The following is a 19147-nucleotide window of genomic DNA, read 5'->3' on the forward strand; positions in this document are numbered from 1 at the left end:
GACTACTACAATAATTTTATATTTGTAACATTAATTGTAGTATGTCAGAAATCATCATACTCTTCTTTGGCGCTATTTCTGCGGGCCTTTTAGGCTCACTTACAGGGCTGGGAGGGGGAGTTATCATCATTCCTTTATTAACGCTGGGATTCGGCGTTCCAATGCACTATGCTATCGGAGCTTCTCTCATTTCTGTAATTGGGACTTCTTCCGGTGCAGCAGTTGCTTTTGTAAAAGAAGGCTTTACGAATATGAGAATCGGAATGTTTCTCGAAATAGCCACTACTGCCGGAGCCATTGTAGGCGCTTTGGTTTCGGGAATGCTTAATCCGAATACCATTGGAATTATTTTCGCAAGTATTCTTCTTCTAACAGTTGTTTTAAATTTAAAAGGAAAACCTGACCATCAGGAACCTTTAATCAATGGAAGTCTGGAAGAAAAGCTTAAACTTTACGGAACTTTCCCTGATAAAGGAATATTAAAAAGCTACTCTGCAAGAAATACAGTTCCAGGATTTTTGATGATGATGTTTGCCGGAGCAATGTCCGGTCTACTAGGAATTGGATCTGGAGCATTGAAAGTATTAGCGATGGACAATATGATGAAATTGCCTTTCAAAGTTTCTACAACAACCAGTAATTTTATGATTGGGGTAACAGCTGTTGCCAGTGCACTAATCTATTTCCAAAGAGGTGAAATTATTCCGGTAATTGCAGCTCCTGTACTCATTGGAGTGGTTATTGGAAGTTTTATTGGATCTAAAACACTAATGGTATCCAAAACCAAAAAACTGAAGGTATTTTTTGCCATTGTGATTACGATTCTATCGGTGTATATGATGTATAACGGTATCAACAAAAGCTTCAGATAATGAAAAAGAATTTTACAGATGTAGATCTGAACCGCTCCGTAGGAAATCTTTTAAGATTGGGTGTAATTCTGTCTGTGGCTACTTCATTGATTGGTTTCATCAAACTCTTTACTGAAGGATTTGAAATGCCTAAGAAATACACCAGTCTTGCTGTAAGCAGCTCTTCTGAGAAGGTTTGGAGCCACTTTTGGGATTCTTTATGCAAAGGAGAAGGAATGGCTATTATTCAGCTTGGAATCCTTATCCTGATCCTTACTCCCCTGATGAGAATTATCTTTGCTTTAATTGGCTATTTAAAAGAAAAAGACTACATATATGTATTCATTTCTTCAGTTGTTTTAGCAATTATGGCAGTGAGCTTCTTTGCAGGATACGCCCACTAATTACATTTCATAAAACTCTAACGGCAACTGGTCGGGATCCTGGGTAAAGAAAAACTCTTTTCCTGTGAATTCATCAATACGAATTTCTTCACAATCTAGCCCCTTTCCTATCAGTTCGTTTCGCTTTTCCGTTACATTTTCAACTGAAAATGCAAGATGTCTCAATCCACATGCTTCAGGGCGGGATGGCCTTGCAGGAGGATTGGGAAAAGAGAACAACTCAATCACATAATGATCTCCTATCGCCAGATCCAGTTTATAAGACTGCCTTTCTTCACGATATACTTCACGAACAATCTGTAATCCTAAAACCTCCGTATAGAACTTCTTTGATACTTTGTAGTCTGAGCCAATGATGGCAATATGGTGAATTTTCATTTCTTTTTTAGATACTTTGATTTTTATTATTTTATTTCCTTACAGTTTTCCTTTCTTCGGGTATCAATAATATATTGAATCTTCCATTCATTATTCTGCTTAACGAGTTGAAAACTATTGGATCCACAATGAGATAATTTTCCTTTCAGATAAAAGGTGTAAGGGGTGAATACACTAGCCAGGTTCCCATCTGTATGAACAGCTTCTATGATAATTCTTTCATCCAGATCATCCTGCTTAAACTTGGAAACAGTTGTTATGAACTCCTGTATATTATCGCTTTTTACAGTTCCGTCTTTAGTAATAGTCTGCAACACAGCATTTTCAGCAAAGGCGGTTTTTACAAGTTCTGGATCAGCATTTTTCATGCCAAGAAACAGGCTGCGAATAGGCTTTTCTATGTCCTGATTCTGTTGTCCAAAACAGAAACTACTGAATACGAGAAGGATTGCTGCTATTTTATTCATGGGATTGATTTATAGAATAAAAATAAGGAAAATATGTTTTGGCTAAAGCCATTGGAATTAATTCATCATAAAAAGGTGGGCTAAAGCCCACCTCTATTGAATATTGTTAACGACAAAGCGTAGTTTAAGATTATTAAATAACCACGGATCGCCCAGGTTTTCACAGATGACTGTGGGTATTTTATTCTTTCATGAATTTTTATAAACAAAGACTATATCTATTGAAAATTCTTTTATTTTAAAACCTCATCACATCCTTTACCACGCCATTCTTTTGGGTATGCTGTAGTAATTCTGCTTCGATGAATGTTTTAATCTGTTCTTCTGAATCACCACTTGGGAATAAAAGATGTACGTTTGCACCCGCATCCAGGGTAAAGAATAATGGTAAACCTGTTTCTCTTCTGAAATCCCAGATTTTATTGATGACTTCCAATGTTCCTGTTTTCATCAGGATAAATGCAGGATCGCTCATCATCATCATCGCGTGAAGCGTAAGGGCTTCATGCTCTACTAATTTGATAAAACTTTCCATATCTCCGCTTTTCAGGATTTCTTTCATAGGAACAAAGTTTTCCCTTGCTTCCTGGAATCTTCTTTCTGCATACGGATTGGTATTCATCAAACCGTGCCCAACTGTTGAAGAAACGCTTTTCTGTCCTTCATGGATTAACAGAACCCAGTCATTGAAACTCTTAAATACTTCATGGATTTCAGTTTCAGGATAAGGAACAGCAAATAGATCAGAGCTTCCCTGAACTTCTTCTGTTTCTCCCCAGACAATAAGCCCATTGTACAAACTTCTGCATGCACTTCCGCTTCCTAATCTGGCTAAAAATGAGGCTTTTCTTAAGGATTCTTCTTCAGAAGTTTTTCCTGTAAACGTTTCATCCAATGCCATCAGACATTTAGCTATTGCTCCGAAACCTGAAGCAGAACTTGCAATTCCTGAACTGTGAGGGAATGTATTTTCTGTTCTGATGATATATTTCCCCTTTAAGATCCATGGAAGATACTGTTCAATATTTTTAAAATATTTTTCAATCTTTTCAGCAAACTTCACTTCTTCATTTCCTGCCAGAAAAGTCTGTACAGAAAAAGGTTCATCAGCCAGAAACTCCATGGTAGTATTCGTTTTACAATGGTTTAATGTATAACTGATACTTGGATTAGCAGGGATCTGATTGTCGTACTTCCCCCAATATTTAATCAAAGCAATATTAGACGGACAGCTCTCTGAAACCGTTTGTGTATGAATGGTGAAATTTTCTTTTCCTATAAATTGTGTTGTCATCGTTTAATTTAAGTGATTGAGACTTGGCCACCCCTCCAGAGGAGGGAAATTTCCACAGCTTCATTTGTGATCTCTATGAAAATCGAAGTTTTTTATAAAACTTAGGTACTAAAACCTCTGCAGCTTTGTGGTTTATAAGTCTATTAATACATCTTCTCTATAATATCTGCATATTTTTTAAGAACCACATTTCTTTTTACTTTCAATGTTGGAGTAATTTCTCCCGTATTGATGTCAAATTCTGCTGGCATTAGAGTAAATTTCTTCACTTTCTCATAATCAGCAAGGTGGCTTTGTAATTCTTTTATTTTCTCTTTGTAAAGATGAATTATCTTTTCATTTTTTACGGCATCCTCCCAATTGGTGAAAGGAATATTATTCTTTTTAATATAATCCTGTAAAAACTCAAAATTTGGAACAATTAAGGCCGAAACAAACTGTCTTCCTTCTGCTACCAACATGATTTGTTGGATAAAATTATTATTGGTCAGAAGGTTTTCAATCTGTTGCGGGGCAATATACTTTCCGTTGGAAGTCTTCATCAGATCTTTGAGTCTGTCTGTAATAATCAGGTTTCCTTTATCATCAATTTTACCTGCATCACCGGTTTTAAACCAGCCATCTTCCGTAAATACCTTTTCGGTTTCTTCAGGTCTGTTGTAATAGCCTTTCATGATCCCGTTTCCTCTGGCCTGGATCTCGTCACTTTCGCCAATACGGATTTCTACTCCCGGTAAAGGTTTTCCGCTTGTTGCATGCTCAAAATGAGTTAAAGGGAAAAGGGTTAAAGTAGCGGTTGTTTCCGTTAAACCATACCCAACAGTGACATGAATACCCACAGATTCAAAGAATCTTGTTACTTCAGGTGATAAGGAAGCACCACCACAAGGCAAGAACCATAATCTTCCACCCATTTTATCTTTGATTTTACTGAAGACAAGACTATTTGCAACAGATTGTTTCAATTTTAATCCAAAAGGAATTGGCCTTTCATTTCTTCTCAATTCAGCAGTTTCCCATCCGGTTTTAAGTGCCCAATCGAATATTTTCTTCTTCAATGATGAACCTTCTTCTGCTTTTTCCAACACTCCGGCATAGACTTTCTGGAAGAATCGTGGGACAGCACACATCGCAGTAGGTTTTACTTCTTCCAAGGCTTTGGCTACATTTTTAGGATCTTCAAGGAAATAGACTCTTGCTCCGCCATACAAACATAATAAGCTCCAGCTTCTTTCAAAAACGTGGCTTAATGGTAAAAATGCCAGAGAAAGCTCTTCTTCAAAGTTTTTAAATTTAAAAAATTCAAAGTGAGAATCGAAGGCTTTGATAAAATTTCCGTGAGTAAGCATTACTCCTTTAGGGGTTCCTGTAGTTCCGGAAGTATAAATCAACGTTGCCGTATCATCATATTCTTTTTTACAGATTTCCAGTTCTGAAGAAGATTTCGCGATAAAATCTTCAAGATAATAACTATTGAATTCTTTTTTGATCCATACTGCTTTTTTAGAAATAAGTATGGTTTCAAGTTGATTGCTTTCTTTATGTAAAAACTCCAGACAAGCGTCATATTGCCCCTGATTTCCTACTAAGACTACCTTAGCACCGGAATCATTAATGATATATTCTGCCTGCTCAGCATTATTGGTAGAGTAAATAGGAACAGTAACTGCTCCGATGGCCATTGCAGCTAAATCTACGATCATCCATTCAGATGAATTATCTGAATAAATAGCTACTTTATCGTTTTCCTGAACTCCTGCTTCTTTTAAGGCATTGGCTGTTTTAAAAATAATTTCACTGAATTTTTTCCAGCTTAGCTCTTTCCAGGCTTCATCTTTCTTTTTAAAGCCGATTGCTGCTTTTATAGGATGTTTTTCTAGATTTTTAAGGATTATTGCCTCTGCAAGATTCATTTCTTCAGCTTTTTGTCGTTAATATAATTGTTCAGGTGAAAGTCGATGCTTTCTTGGATGGGAATAAACTGATAATTCAGTTTTTCCTTGACTTTGTGATTGGAAATGGTGTTGAATGAAGAGATCGCTTCAATATTGGATTCTGTAGCCATTTTCAGCTTTGGAATCAACCATCCGAAAAGAGTATTGGCCCATTTTCCTATATTTAATATAGATCTTGAAAGTATTCTTGCCTCTTTAAGTCCCAGTCGGGTTCTGATCTGTTTGGCCAGATCGGCATATCTGTTATTTTCAGAAACAATGATAAAACGTTCTCCAAAAATATTGTTTTCCATAAGTTCAATGGCAGTTTTAGCAACATCTCTCACATCTACATAAGCAGATCCACCCGCAAACGTAAAGCTATTATCTTCAAAAGTTGAAAAAAGCTCACCGCTGCTTTGCGTCCAATTTCCGCTTCCTACGATCATACCAGGGTTGATAATGACTACATTCAATCCTTCAGCAGATGCTCTCCAGGCTTCCATTTCGGATAAATGTTTAGAAATTGCATAGGCAGAATGTTCCAATTTTGGATTAAAATCAGAATCTTCATCCAGCTCCCCTTTTTCGTTATAGTTATCTAAAACAGCTACAGAGCTTACATGCAGAAACTTTTTAACATCTGATCCTTCACAGGCATACAATAAGTTTTCAGTACCTTTAATATTGGTATTATACATCTCTTTTTCATCTTTGGGATGAAAACTTACTTTTGCGGCACAATGATAGACCTCGTCTACCCCTTTCAGGGCATCCTTTAAAGAATCAATATCATCAAAATCCACGTTCATCCATTCGATTTTATTGAAAAAATCATCAGGATTCTCCGTATAAAAGCTGTATGAATGCCTTACTTCGTTTAAATTGCTGCCCGGTCTTTTGGAAGCTCGTACATTTTTACCTCTTTTAAGAAGCTCCAGCACGATTATTCTCCCCAGAATTCCGGTTGCACCCGTTACAAAAACCATTAATGTATGTTACTTGATTACTGACTAAAATATGACAATATTTTCTATCCGGCAATTCTTTAGATTACTGCAAAAGTTGTCTAAAAAAATGCTTTTGCAAATTTGCGATTTTTAAAGCAAAATTCAACTTTATTTAACCAATATTATCATTCTGAAAATCACAAAATTTGAAACTAAAAAGAGAACCTTATTATTTTAACTACAAAAAACACAAAAGTTTTTGAACACTTATGAAATTTAAGTTATCAGCTTTGCGTATAAGAGATCCGCTGAAATGCCGTGAAAAATCTTATCTTTTGGAGAGATGGTAAAAAAAAGCCCTGAAAGCTAAAAAACCTCCAGGACTACTATATAAAAAGTTAATCATTTATATCATTATACCATCACTACATTGTCTCTTCTTGGAGCTTTATCACACAAAACATCTGCAATACTCTTAGAGATCAGATTTCCTTCTGTACGATTATCCAGCCAGAAGAATTCTCCGGCAGCATTGATTTCTATAAAATAATATTCGTCCTCAGGAGAAACAATAATATCTATTGCTCCGTAGTCAACATTGTAAACATCGAGAAGTTCCAAAAGTTTCTCTTTAACATCTGCAGGTAATTCTGTCGGTGTCCATTTATCCAGCAAATTAATACCATCCTTTCTCCAATCCACTTTAGCATCTTCAAACTGTTGAGAGTCTACTTCAAAAGCATACACATCTCTTCCTACTATCGTAACCCTAAGCTCCTTTTTCTTTTGAATCATCTTCTGAAACTGCATCGGGCAATACAAAAGTGAATCCAGCTCTTCAAGTTTATCCTCACTCACAACATTGGTGAACACTACATTTTCCACGCCGTCCTCGTAGATCGCAAAACCGGTTTGCATTTTAGCAACAACATTCTGATGTTTCAAGATAAACTGTTTGGCCTCTTCCGGATTATTCGTAAGACAGGTTTCCGGAACGGTAAGTCCTATTTTATGAGCAATTTTCAGCTGTTCTTCTTTACTGTCAAGCCTTCTGTAAACGCTTGGTTTCCCTAATGAATAGGCATCTATAGATTCAAGAAATCCAAATAATGTATTACGAATTTCTCCCATCGCTGCATTATAGAATTTTTTATCCATTTCTTCCTTCAATCCTTTTCCGATATTGTATGCTCTACGGTACCAAACGGCTGAAATATCATCTAATCGGTATTTTTTTTCTGCTGTTTCAAGGATTGTAATCCATTCTCCATCCTGGAAAACAGTTGACAATTTATTTTGCAATGGATATAAATCAACATCAAAGCGAATAACCTCACAATGGTTATCCTTAATGTATTCCGTTACTTTTTCAATAGAAAAATTGTCTGCAGTATGTGTTATTATTAATATTTTATTCATGGATATTGATTCTTTTGATAAGACTTTCGGCAATTTTATCTGCTATGGGAAATCCCAGCTCTTTTTGGAGCATTCCCCATTCTCCTTGTGGATTGACTTCCAGAAAATAATATTTTCCATCTTTTCCCCGGATCATATCAATAGCTCCGGTGTACAATCCCATTTCCTTCATCATAGAAGTGATGTTCGATTTGATATCATCCGGCAGTTCATAAGCTGTCCAGAAATAATTTTCGTGACCTACTCTCCAATCTGCATTTTCACTATTATTGATCTTTCCGGTATAAAACTCACCATCTACATACATAATTCTCAATTCGTATTCCTTATCGATATAAGGCTGAAAAATCATAGGACAATAGACAATATCCGAAAGATTTCCCAATGTTTCCTCTTCAATCACCATTGTAGAGATCAATCCTTCACCGCTCATTGTTTTCCTGGTTACCCCATGAAGTTTAGCAATCGCTTTTCCTGAACAATGCTGATCAAAAAAAGCTTTTACTTTTTCTTCATCATTAGAAAAAATGGTTGGGGGAATGAGCAGATTATTTCGTTGGGCAATTTTCAGCTGAAGCATTTTATTTCCATCAATCTTCTTTTCATTCTCATAAGGATTAATCCAGGGTAGATGCTCTAATTGAGTCAACAGATTATAGCGAAGGTTCGTATATTCATTAAGGAATATCTTTTCATAATCCTGGTCGAGTTCTTCCGGTACATTGATTCGCCATGCTTTTCTATGCCATACTCCTTTAATGGTATCAGAATGGAGGGTATTTCCATATTCATCCGTTATCTCAAAAGAATTCTCATTAACGCTCATCTGCTGAAGATGGTTCAAACGATCTGAATTCAGCCTGAAATAAGGAATATTTTTAGAGGAAAGGTATTGAAAGAAATGATCAATGGTATAAAAATCCTGTGAATGGGTGATACAGAGAATCATTTTGCCGATTTTATTAAAAAGGGAAACTTAACATTTTAAGTTTCCCTTTTTGTTACAATTTTATTAATATGTTATTGTAAAATAATCATTTTATAGTAAGATCGTATCATCATCACCGTCTGAAGGATATTTCATCGTATGCTCCATATCGTTCAATTTAGATGTTACATGATCCAAAGTAATGTTGGTAACAACATCTCTTTCAGGAATTGTAATATCTGTACCTCCTTTTACAGTTTCCGGATCTTTAAGTTGCTTTTCAAGAAATGTTGCGAAAAACGGCTTTTTGTTTGATTTTTTGTTTTCCATAAGTTAATATTTTTATTTATTTGACAATCGAAAGATACAAATTTTTCAACTCATAGAGAAATAAACGAATATTTTAATACAATTTTAACATATTATCAAAATATATAAAATATTTTTAATCAAGACCAAGGAATTGCTTAACAACACTAGCAAAATCTACAGGATTCTCTGCTTGTACCCAATGTCCTGCATTTTTAACGGTTACTATTTTAGCTTTGGGAAATTGTTGCTTTATTCCATATTCATCTTGTGGTAAAATATAATTGGATTTCTTCCCTGCTATGAATAAAGTTTCTCCTTCAAAAACACCATACTTCACAGCATTTGATACAAATTCATTATACTTTTCAGATAGTGTTTTAAGATTGAATCTCCAATTTAGTTTTTTATCATCATCCCAGTACAGGTTCTTTGTTAAAAACTGGATGGTTGATCTTTCAGGAATATATTGAGTCAAAACAGCCTCTACATCATTCCTTGAGCCAACGGTATTAAAATCTACAGTTTCCAGTGCTTTGATGATTCCCTGATGGTGTGGCGGATATGCTTTTGGTGAAATATCTACAACAATCAGCTTCTCCACTTTTTCAGGATATTTAATAGCAAACTGCATCACAGCTTTCCCCCCTAGTGAATGTCCCAAAACATGAGCTTTCTGAATTCCGTAATGCTCCATATAGCGAGAAATATCATCTGCAAGATCATCATGAGACATATCTTCAGAATGAAAACTTCTTCCGTGATTTCTAAGATCAATAAGGTGCACCGGAAGATACTCTCCAAGATCTTTCCCGAAGCTTCCCCAGTTATCAAGCATTCCAAACAGTCCGTGGAATACTAAAAGCGGCGTAGCGGTAGAACCTTCGCCAAATATTTTTGAGTTTAAGATTTCCATATTTTTATAGAAGTTAAATGTGAAAAGCCAGGTAAACTTATGTAGGCTTTTCCGTTATTACCATTTTGCCAATCTCTTCAAATAAGACTGAACTGTATTTTCCAATCCCATATACAATGCCTCAGAAACCAAAGCATGTCCGATAGATACTTCTAAAAGATTGGGAATAGTATCTGCAAAATATTTTAAATTTTCCAGGCTCAGATCATGTCCCGCATTGATTCCTAACCCAAATTCAGTGGCTGTCACCGCAGTATCATAATAAGGTTTTATCGCCTTTTCTTTATTGGCTAAATAATCTTTTGCATACGCTTCCGTATATAGTTCAATTCTATCTGCACCTGTCTTTGCTGCATATTCTACCAACTCAGGTAAAGGATCAAGAAAGATTGAAGTACGAATTCCGGCATTTTTAAATTCTGCAATAATCTCGGTAAGGTAATCCAGGTGTTTTTTAGTATCCCATCCTGCATTTGAAGTGATAGCATCATCTGCATCCGGTACCAGAGTTACCTGTTCAGGTTTCACATCCAATACCATATCGATAAAGGATTGATGCGGATTTCCTTCAATATTAAACTCAGTCGTCACCAATGGCTTCAGATCATACACGTCTTTTCTTGTAATGTGCCTTTCATCCGGCCTTGGGTGAATGGTAATTCCCTGACCTCCGAACTCCTGAATCTTTATTGCTGCTTCTGTCACACTTGGTGTTTCACCTCCTCTTGCATTTCTTAATGTCGCAATCTTATTGATGTTTACGCTTAGTTTTGTCATTTTTTTATTTAGATGTTAGATAGAAGAAGTTAGAAGATGGAAGATAAGAGCTGGAAGTTGCCCCAGACTTATTACTTCTTTTTCGTGTTCTAATTCTTTTATCATTTTAAAATTGAATTTATTTTTTGAGAAAGAATAAACTTTCTGCTTTTATACTTTAACACTTACCTGCATCACCTGAAGTTCAAATTCCTTTGAAGCGACGAGTAAGTGGTCGAAAATATCAGCTTGAATCTGTTCAAAGTGTTCCCATTTGGAATCATTGGCGAAACAATAGATCTCAAGTGGCAGCCCTTGCGGGGTAATTTCCAGCTGACGAACCATTCTTGTTGCATTTTTCTCCACATCAGGATCATTTTCTATATATTTCTGTGCATAATACCTGAAAACTCCGATATTGGTTAACTGTCTTCCGTTAATGGTTTTATCATTATTGCTCAGACTTTCTTTTTCACTTCTGATTTCTACTCTTTTCTGTTCCAGATAGTCTGCAATGAGATTAATTTCTTTTAAACGTTCAATATCCTCATCGGTAAGAAACTTAAAGGAATTGATATTAAAATAAATAGATTTCTTAATTCTTCTGTTATTGGATTCCGACATCACCTGCATATTTTTAATCTCCGTAGTCAGGAAATCATAGGTAGGAATGGTAGAAATCGTTTTATCAAAATTGGTGATTTTTGTAGTAAGAAGACTTATCTCCGTAATATTTCCTTCAATACTATATTTGGGAATGCTGATCCAGTCTCCTACTTTTAAATTCTTGGAAGTAGCCACATGAATTCCGGTAACAAATCCCAGAATAGTATCTCTGAAAACAAGTACCAAAACTGCCGTTATTGCTCCTAGACTTCCTACAATTGTAGTTCCTTTAATTCCGAAAACTACACAAAGGCCAACCACAGAAAACACAAAGATTCCAAGAATTTTTACGGTCTCAGAGATTGCATTAAGGGCCATAATCTTATAAAAATCCTGTTTAATGGAGAAATAATTTCTGAACGCCGTTAATGATCTGTACAGCATTCCTGCTAAAATCATTACTAATCCCAAATTCACACATCGTATAATGAAAATGGTGGTCTTAGGTAATGCTCCTTCAGGAAAAATAGACCCTTGAATTCCACCAACGACAGTAAGTGCTGCAAAATGAGCGACCGAATTGGTAATTTTGGATTGATAAATAGATTTAAGGATCGGAAATTTTTCTTCGTTATGGAATGAACGAAAAATAGCATTGATAACAAATTTAAAAACAAAGTCTACAATTAAGAATACAGCACAAAGTATGGCCAGCTTTACAATAATATGAATAATCCAATCCAGCCCGGAGGGAGTAATCTGGGAGATATAAATGTATAACTGTTCGCTTATTTCCTGCAAATAGTTCTTGGTTTCCTGTAGGTCATCTTTCATTACAGCAAATTTATAAAATTAAGGATGATGATGTTAGTATTCGTAATCAATTTTCATCCCAAATTTAAAAACTCCTTATAAATTTCTTTTTTATTTGTTGGGAAATACTGTATTTTCATAATCAGGCATATTTATTGAATCACTGAGGTTTCATATCTTCGTTTATATTTTAAAGAATGGATACAACTGTTATTAATATTCTCTGTCTTATTTTATTGTTTGTGGGAATACTGGGCACATTCCTTCCTGTTTTACCAGGACTTTTGCTAAGTATCTGCGGATTGCTGATCTATAAGTTCGGGACAGATGCTGATCTTCCCATGATCTATATCTGGGCTTTTGGAATTCTTACAGCAGCCTCTGTTGTTTTAAGTTATGTAATTCCTGCAAGAACTAATAGAAAATATGGCGGAACACGCTGGGGAAGTATCGGGTCGGTGATAGGAACTATTGTAGGTATATTTATTCCCATTCCATTAGGTTTTCTGATCGGAATGTTTGCCGGAGTATTTATCGGCGAACTTCTTCATGATAGTAAAGATATGAATAAAGCGTTGCAGTCTACTAAAGGAGCTTTCATTGGTTTTATTTACGGAACGGGATTTAGTTTCGTCGTAGGTGTGGCAATGTTTTTGGTAGTACTTCTTAATATGTTTGATATTATTTAACCCTAAAAACAGAAAAACTATGTTCCATAAAGCCGTTATATTCAGTTTGGGAATTTTTGCATTAACGGGATGCGATGCCCAAAAGAAAGCCAAAACAGATTCAAAAACACCTCCAATGACAACCAGTACGACCTCAAATAATCAAAAAAATGGTATCATCTATTTGAGTGAAGGAGAAAATAAATTTCTGAAAGAATATCAGATGAATATTACCTTCAAAGGAATTTCTGAAGACAGCCGCTGCCCTGAAGGGGTGAACTGTATCTGGGCTGGAGTTGCTCTTGCTCAGGTTGAAGTAATGGGAACTTCTACCCGACCGGTACTTTTAAATCTGGCCAGTATGGATTTTGCTAACCGTAATTATCACCAATCGACTGATTTCAATGGATATACCATCACATTACAAGAGGTAACCCCCTATCCTAAAGCAGAAGGTGGAACTACAGCATTAAACGGAAATTATAAAATAGGAATCAGTATTAAAAAGGCCGGAGCTCCATCCAATACTACCACGAAATAGGTTTCTTTCCTTTGGAAATAAGATATTCATTAATTTTTGAGAAAGGCTTGCTTCCGAAGAATCCTCTATACACCGAAAACGGTGACGGGTGCGCCGATTTCAAGATAAAATGTTTAGCCGGATCAATGAGTTCGGCTTTTTTCTGTGCAAAAGCGCCCCACAATACGAAAACTACGTTTTCTTTTTTATCAGAAATTTCTTTGATGATATAATTGGTAAAGGTCTCCCAGCCAAGATCTTTATGAGAATTAGGTGAGTGAGCACGAACCGTTAACGTTGCATTCAATAAAAGAACACCTTGTTTTCCCCAGTCATCAAGCTCTTTGGTAGTTCTTTCTACTCCAAGATCATCTTTTAGTTCGATAAAAATATTTTTAAGGGATGGTGGAGCTTTTACCTGCTCAGAAACAGAGAAACACAAACCATTGGCCTGATAGTCATTATGGTAAGGATCCTGTCCAATAATTACGACCTCAACATCATCAAAAGGAGTTAATTCCAATGCTCTGAAAATTTGATTTTTCGGTGGAAAAACCTTTGTTGTTGCATATTCATTTTTTACTTTTTCCCAAAGGGTTGTAAAATATTCTGTACTTTTTATCGGGGCTAAAATTTCTGTCCAGGTCATATTGCAAAAGTAATTAATATTGAAATAAGACTGCAAATTATACTTTAAATATCTTTATTTTTCTTTCCATTAAAATATAGGAAAAATAGGATAATACAATAGATAAAGCTATTCAGAAGCACGAAAGACACAAACACATAATATATAACGAATAGGAAACGAATGAGCTCAGGATCACTTTCTTTTTAAGCTAAAAATAATATTATCCGAATTCCCTTCATCTTTTTGATCTTCTTGCAATATGAAATTATATTTTAAAAGAAGTCCTTTAGAGCTTTCATTGAATTGGCTTGTGATCGCTATAATCTCCTCCAATTGCAAATCATGAAATCCATAGTCCAGAACAGCATTCAGAGCTTCAGACATGATTCCTTTTCTGTGATAGTCCGGTAATAATTCATACCCTACCTCGGCTGTTTTCTTGTCTGGCGAAAAATTCCAGAGGCATATTGTTCCGATAAGATTCCAGGAGTTTTTATATGAGATTCCCCAAAAAGCAACTTCTTTATTTTGAGTTTCTTTTTTGATGTGTAAGATAAACTCCAGTGCATCATAATTGGTTTTAGGAGACTTTCTTTTCACATATTGATTTGTCACTTCATTACTTCTGATGAGTAAAATATCTTCAGTATGAGCTTCATTAATCTCTTTTAAAATCAGACGTTCTGTTTCCAGTTTCATTTATTTTGCATTAAAGTTTCACCGTCCGCCGGCAGCGGATTTTCGATCTTATTTATTACTTACCTGTTTTATCTCTAACAAAAAATTAGTTTTCCCGGTCTGTGATAAAAATCTCCCCTTTTATATTTTTTAGCATCTTTAGAAAATGCTTCAGAATCAAATTTCTCGGATCGAATATCAATTTCTGAGATGATTTCTTTTTTTTGCGCAGAACAATCCCCTCTATCCCAAGCAATAAGAAAAAAATTATCTTTTTCATTTTATTAAATATCTCTTAGCACAAGTCTATTATCTCTTGAAGAAACATTCTTATTACTGTCTAATCCAATAAAATGATACCTCCTATAACTTAAATAAGAGGTTTCCTCATACATAATTGCCCCTTTATCATGATCTGTATTTTTCTTTACCACTTCTTTTCTAGAGCTGTCATTTTGCTGACTGAGATTGATAATTCTCTTCATCTGCTCATCTTTAAGGCTTTTATTAGCTCCGTATTGAGCTTTCTTAGCACTTTTAAAGTACAGTTTCTTTCCCACCTGGCTCATTTTTTCAAACTTCTGTTTTTTAGTTTGAGCCTGAATTCCTACTGAAAAGAAAAGCAGAATAAAGAATAATTGTTTCATGGATATATTTTGTAAATCATTCAAATATACGTAATAATCAAAATTCTCACTAAATTTGCACTGTGTATATAGATAAAGAAGATTTAGACGAATTAGAGTTTCCGCAATTGCTCGCGGAAATCTCCCCATTTGCGTATTCTCCGAAAACAAGAGAAAAAATTCTTCAACTTCGTCCGATGGAAATTGACGAGGCGGAACTTTCATTGAAAAAAACGTCAGAATATCTGTCGAGTTTTGAAAGTTCAAATGCGATTCCGTTTGATGAATATGAAGATATTGAAGGTGAGCTGAAATTGATGCTGATTGAGAATTACCGTCTGGAAAACAGTGCTTTCATCAAAATAAAAACCATCACGGAGCAGATCGGAAGATTACAAAAGTTCTTCCCTACCATGCCGGAAACATTCCCTACATTATTGGAAGAAGTTTCTGTATTGGAATTCAAAAAGGAGATCATCGATAAGGTGGATAAGGTATTCAACCGTTTTGGTGAGGTAAAAAACGAGGCTTCTCCTGCTTTAAAAGGGATAAGAACTGAGATCCAGCATGCTAAAAAAGCGATTCAGGAAAACTTCAACCGAGCTTTGACTACGTATGGACAGAGTGACTTTTTGGATGATATACGAGAAACAATTATTGATGACCAAAGGGTTTTAGCTGTAAAATCTGGTTTTAAGAAAAGAGTTCCGGGAAGAACCCTGGGAATTTCAAAAACCGGTTCTATCACCTATATCCAACCAGACAGTGTAGTAAAACATTACTTTAAGCTTCGTGAAAACGAGGAGGAAGAGAAAAAAGAGATTGATAAAGTCCTTAGAAAACTTACTGCAGAATTGGCAGAATTTCAACCTCAGCTTTGGAGGTATCAGATCTATATTTTTGATCTTGATCTGGTAAGAGCTAAAGCTAAATTTGCAGAACTCATCAATGGAGTACTTCCTAAGATCAACCATCATAAAACATTAAGGCTAAAAGATGCTTTTCATCCTTTGCTATGGTTGAGAAATAAGGTTGAGAACAAAATCATTCACCCACAGACCCTGACTTTAACGGATCATAACAGAATCATCTGTATTTCCGGGCCTAATGCTGGTGGTAAATCGATTACCTTAAAAACAGTTGGATTGCTGCAACTCATGATCCAGAGTGGTATTCTTGTACCTGTGCATCCGAAATCTGAGATGTTTTTCTTTGAAAAGATCATGACTGATATTGGTGACAATCAATCCATTGAAAATCATCTATCCACTTATTCTTCGAGATTAAAGAAAATGTCAGGAATCATCCGCGAGGCTGATGCCAATACGCTTTTACTGATTGATGAGTTTGGAACAGGTTCTGATCCTGAACTGGGAGGTGCTTTGGCTGAAAGTTTTATGGAGTTTTTCTATGATAAAAAGAGTTTTGCGATTATTACGACGCATTACACCAATATTAAATTGGTTATAGAACAGCTTCCGAATGCTCAGAATGCAGCAATGCTTTTCAATGAAGAAACTCTGGAGCCAATGTATAAACTGGAAGTAGGACAGGCAGGAAGTTCATTTACTTTTGAAGTGGCTGAAAAGAATAAAATTCCAAGATTTATCATTCATTCCGCTAAGAAAAAAGTGGAACATGATATTGTGAATCTGGACAAAACGATTGTAAAACTGCAGCAGGAGAAATATGAGGTTGAAAAACTAAAAACTGATCTGGCCGAAAGAAAAGAATCTGTAGAAGACAAACGTGATAATCTTCAGAAACTGAATGATCAGCTTCAACAGAAGTTATTCAATTTTCAGAAGTTATATGAAGAGGAACACCGTAAACTTCAGTTCGGAAACAAGATTGAAGCTTTCATAGACAGCTATACGAAAGGAAAATCCAGAAAAGATGTGGTAAAAGATTTTGTGAAGCTTCTTGAACAGGAAAAATTCAGAAAACTTGGTGCCGATAAGGATGAGTCTAAGCGTCTTCAGGTTGTTAAAAGAAAAATCACACAACAGCTTAAAAAAGAGGATGTGATTGAGAAGATCGCGGAAACCAACGAAAAACTGGAAGAAAAACGCAAGAGTGACCGTGCAATCTGGATGAAGATTGGCCAACGTGTTCGTATTACAGGAAGTACCAGTGTAGGTACCATTGAAAAAATCTCCAGAAATAAGGTGATTGTGAACTACGGGACTTTCAAAACGACGATTGATGCGGATGAATTAGAGAGAATCTAATCAATTTGAAAATGTATTAATTTGAGAATTTGAAAACAAATTGTGAATACAATAAGGGAAGAGAGTGTCTGCGGATACTCTCTTTTCTTTTGTGCATTATCAATATAATTTTTCTTACTTTTAACCAAAACAATAATTTATGAAACCATTAAAAGTATTATCTGATCTTATTCCGATACCAAGTTATACCGTTATTATACTATGTTTTTTCTTTCCTTTTTTCCTGATAAAATGTGGTGATACCACTTTGATGTCTATTAAAGGAACAGATCTCGTAACCGGTGTTTCCAAACAAACGATGAATGACCGCATGAAGGAAAGTTTGAAAAAAAGTTCTCCTTTTGGTTCGGCTTTCGGAAATGATTCCAATGATCAATCCGCCAATTCTGACAGTGAGTACTCGCCACTGAATGACTCCAATAATAAAAATGACAAAGAGAATATTCCTCCAAGTCCGTTTATTATCATTGCTTTTCTTGCAGCTATTGCAGGAATTATTATTCATGTGATAAAAAGTATTAAGAAAAAATATATCTGGCATATTACTATTTCCCTGATAGGCGTTATTTCTTTGTTAACTTTTTATCTTACTTTTCAATCCAAGATGGAAGGCCTTGGAAATAATAAAGTTGGAATGGGATTAGGAGGCGGAGTGACCATCAGCTATGGTTTTGGAACGGCTTTTTATATATGTGGAGCATTATTTCTGCTTGTACTATTATTTTTCGGAGTATTTTCTTATTACCTTAAAAATGATCCAAAAGCTATTTATGACTCGTCTAATCAGAGATCAGAATCTTAGTACAAGATTTGTAGATAAATAACTATTCTGATATGTACAAAATATATCGGTCAGTATTTTTAATTGGAATTTCCAGTATTTCGCTTTTTGTAAATGCACAGCATAAAACACCAAATCCGGAACACAAATTCAATACGATAAAAATCGATGATATTTCAAAGGAAAACCTAATTATACCTACTTATGAGACCCTGGTTTCCTATGCCAAACAAAAGCAGCCAGTCAATGGAATATTTTACAACGTAGTATATAGTCCTTACACCAATAAACATATTGCTGAGTTGAAAGACAAAGCTGACAGCATTATTCCGCTAACTACTTATGAGTTCAAGGACGGAATAATCAGCTTTATTATGACTGGTAAAAGAGATACACAAAAGTACACAAGAACAACTGAAAATACAGGATATACCCAACAGTTTTCTAACTCATTTCAGACCCAAATTGACTTTTACAAAAATGGTTCAATTCATACTATAAGACATTTTGGATATGGAGTAAAAGCTGCCGGTTATCCTGTAGGAATATGGTATGCTTATTCTGAAGACGGAACATTGCTACAGAAAATAGATCATGACTCTCATTTCAGAATGAATTTTTATGAGGTTCTGGCTATAGCGGATTCATATGGATCTCCCTTTATAGGTATTGACAGATCTTTTAATGATATTCATTCCTATTGGTATATTTTACTTTCTCCGCATCCGGAAGACAGAACAACAAAAGTGATAAGGAAATTGGTAGATGATAAAACAGGGCAAATAATATACAGTATCGTCGATGAACAACAAAAATATTTAAAAACCAAGGCCTATGACAGTCTAAATCTTAGCAAAGAATCCCTGGAATGGTTACAGGAGAATGACAAGCATCAGGTTCCCGATGAAGAACTTTATAAGTTATTCAGGGGATATTGATAATTTCAATAAATACATTTTTATTTTCCTCATCCAAAAAGCATTTAAT

General features: G+C 35.3%; 21 protein-coding genes. 7 read left to right on the forward strand and 14 right to left on the reverse strand.

Annotated features, from left to right (window positions below; translation table 11 throughout):
• Positions 1 to 41: 41 nt before the first annotated feature.
• Together GTR01_RS19220 and GTR01_RS19225 are read left to right on the forward strand one after the other, a co-directional pair.
• Positions 42 to 872 carry a sulfite exporter TauE/SafE family protein gene (locus tag GTR01_RS19220; RefSeq protein WP_160139379.1) on the forward strand — a complete coding sequence of 277 codons (831 nt, stop codon included), beginning with the start codon at positions 42 to 44 and terminating at the stop codon, positions 870 to 872.
• Entirely contained in the window at positions 872 to 1255 is a 384-nt protein-coding gene (locus GTR01_RS19225) for a DUF1634 domain-containing protein (RefSeq protein WP_160139380.1), read from the forward strand. The genes GTR01_RS19220 and GTR01_RS19225 overlap by 1 nt, the downstream gene beginning before the upstream one ends.
• Here the strand turns inward: GTR01_RS19225 and GTR01_RS19230 are convergent, their stop codons facing one another.
• The 11 genes from GTR01_RS19230 to GTR01_RS19280 form a co-directional block, all read right to left on the reverse strand.
• Entirely contained in the window at positions 1256 to 1633 is a 378-nt protein-coding gene (locus tag GTR01_RS19230; protein ID WP_160139381.1) for a VOC family protein, read from the reverse strand.
• Positions 1634 to 1659: 26 nt separating this feature from the next.
• Entirely contained in the window at positions 1660 to 2100 is a 441-nt protein-coding gene (locus GTR01_RS19235) for a nuclear transport factor 2 family protein (RefSeq protein WP_160139382.1), read from the reverse strand.
• A gap of 238 nt (positions 2101 to 2338) precedes the next feature.
• The gene (locus tag GTR01_RS19240) at positions 2339 to 3394 is read right to left on the reverse strand and encodes a diphosphomevalonate/mevalonate 3,5-bisphosphate decarboxylase family protein (RefSeq protein WP_160139383.1); all 1056 of its coding nucleotides are present in this window, start codon (positions 3392 to 3394) and stop codon (positions 2339 to 2341) included.
• Between the two features lie 143 nt (positions 3395 to 3537).
• Entirely contained in the window at positions 3538 to 5307 is a 1770-nt protein-coding gene (locus GTR01_RS19245; RefSeq protein ID WP_160139384.1) for an AMP-dependent synthetase/ligase, read from the reverse strand.
• Positions 5304 to 6317 (reverse strand): NAD-dependent epimerase/dehydratase family protein, encoded by a 1014-nt coding sequence (locus tag GTR01_RS19250; protein ID WP_160139385.1) that lies wholly within the window; start codon positions 6315 to 6317, stop codon positions 5304 to 5306. Before GTR01_RS19250 ends, GTR01_RS19245 begins: the two co-directional genes overlap by 4 nt.
• Positions 6318 to 6692: 375 nt before the next feature.
• Positions 6693 to 7697, reverse strand: coding sequence for an MvdD family ATP-grasp ribosomal peptide maturase (locus GTR01_RS19255; RefSeq protein WP_160139386.1), 1005 nt, complete (start codon positions 7695 to 7697; stop codon positions 6693 to 6695).
• The gene (locus tag GTR01_RS19260; protein WP_160139387.1) at positions 7690 to 8646 is read right to left on the reverse strand and encodes an MvdC/MvdD family ATP grasp protein; all 957 of its coding nucleotides are present in this window, start codon (positions 8644 to 8646) and stop codon (positions 7690 to 7692) included. The genes GTR01_RS19255 and GTR01_RS19260 overlap by 8 nt, the downstream gene beginning before the upstream one ends.
• A gap of 90 nt (positions 8647 to 8736) precedes the next feature.
• The gene (locus GTR01_RS19265; protein WP_160139388.1) at positions 8737 to 8955 is read right to left on the reverse strand and encodes a microviridin/marinostatin family tricyclic proteinase inhibitor; all 219 of its coding nucleotides are present in this window, start codon (positions 8953 to 8955) and stop codon (positions 8737 to 8739) included.
• 115 nt (positions 8956 to 9070) lie between these two features.
• Positions 9071 to 9850 carry an alpha/beta fold hydrolase gene (locus tag GTR01_RS19270; RefSeq protein WP_160139389.1) on the reverse strand — a complete coding sequence of 260 codons (780 nt, stop codon included), beginning with the start codon at positions 9848 to 9850 and terminating at the stop codon, positions 9071 to 9073.
• Between the two features lie 57 nt (positions 9851 to 9907).
• Positions 9908 to 10627: a pyridoxine 5'-phosphate synthase gene (locus tag GTR01_RS19275; RefSeq protein WP_160139390.1), complete on the reverse strand. Its 720-nt coding sequence runs from the start codon at positions 10625 to 10627 to the stop codon at positions 9908 to 9910.
• A gap of 150 nt (positions 10628 to 10777) precedes the next feature.
• Positions 10778 to 12046, reverse strand: a complete 1269-nt coding sequence (locus GTR01_RS19280) for a mechanosensitive ion channel family protein (RefSeq protein WP_160139391.1) — start codon at positions 12044 to 12046, stop codon at positions 10778 to 10780.
• A gap of 176 nt (positions 12047 to 12222) precedes the next feature.
• On the opposite strand from GTR01_RS19280, the gene GTR01_RS19285 reads away from it, so the two are divergent.
• Both GTR01_RS19285 and GTR01_RS19290 read left to right on the forward strand, forming a co-directional pair.
• Positions 12223 to 12714, forward strand: a complete 492-nt coding sequence (locus GTR01_RS19285; protein ID WP_160139392.1) for a DUF456 domain-containing protein — start codon at positions 12223 to 12225, stop codon at positions 12712 to 12714.
• Positions 12715 to 12733: 19 nt separating this feature from the next.
• The gene (locus GTR01_RS19290) at positions 12734 to 13234 is read left to right on the forward strand and encodes a hypothetical protein (protein WP_160139393.1); all 501 of its coding nucleotides are present in this window, start codon (positions 12734 to 12736) and stop codon (positions 13232 to 13234) included.
• On the opposite strand, the gene GTR01_RS19295 is transcribed toward GTR01_RS19290, so the two are convergent.
• The 3 genes from GTR01_RS19295 to GTR01_RS19305 form a co-directional block, all read right to left on the reverse strand.
• Positions 13221 to 13862: a uracil-DNA glycosylase gene (locus GTR01_RS19295; RefSeq protein ID WP_160139394.1), complete on the reverse strand. Its 642-nt coding sequence runs from the start codon at positions 13860 to 13862 to the stop codon at positions 13221 to 13223. The genes GTR01_RS19290 and GTR01_RS19295 overlap by 14 nt on opposite strands.
• 174 nt (positions 13863 to 14036) lie before the next feature.
• Positions 14037 to 14543 carry a GNAT family N-acetyltransferase gene (locus GTR01_RS19300; RefSeq protein WP_160139395.1) on the reverse strand — a complete coding sequence of 169 codons (507 nt, stop codon included), beginning with the start codon at positions 14541 to 14543 and terminating at the stop codon, positions 14037 to 14039.
• A gap of 263 nt (positions 14544 to 14806) precedes the next feature.
• Complete coding sequence (locus GTR01_RS19305; RefSeq protein WP_160139396.1) at positions 14807 to 15169, reverse strand: hypothetical protein; 363 nt, start codon at positions 15167 to 15169, stop codon at positions 14807 to 14809.
• Between the two features lie 62 nt (positions 15170 to 15231).
• Here GTR01_RS19305 and GTR01_RS19310 point away from each other — a divergent pair, with 62 nt between their 5' ends.
• The 3 genes from GTR01_RS19310 to GTR01_RS19320 all read left to right on the forward strand — a co-directional run bounded on the left by GTR01_RS19310 (position 15232) and on the right by GTR01_RS19320 (position 19098).
• A complete protein-coding gene (locus tag GTR01_RS19310) occupies positions 15232 to 17379 on the forward strand; it encodes an endonuclease MutS2 (RefSeq protein ID WP_160139397.1) in 2148 nt (715 codons plus the stop codon).
• Positions 17380 to 17518: 139 nt separating this feature from the next.
• Positions 17519 to 18181: a hypothetical protein gene (locus GTR01_RS19315; RefSeq protein WP_160139398.1), complete on the forward strand. Its 663-nt coding sequence runs from the start codon at positions 17519 to 17521 to the stop codon at positions 18179 to 18181.
• 32 nt (positions 18182 to 18213) lie between these two features.
• The gene (locus GTR01_RS19320; RefSeq protein ID WP_160139399.1) at positions 18214 to 19098 is read left to right on the forward strand and encodes a hypothetical protein; all 885 of its coding nucleotides are present in this window, start codon (positions 18214 to 18216) and stop codon (positions 19096 to 19098) included.
• Positions 19099 to 19147: the final 49 nt, after the last annotated feature.

Origin of the sequence: Chryseobacterium sp. c4a (genome assembly GCF_009900745.1) — a bacterium.
GTDB lineage: Bacteria > Bacteroidota > Bacteroidia > Flavobacteriales > Weeksellaceae > Chryseobacterium.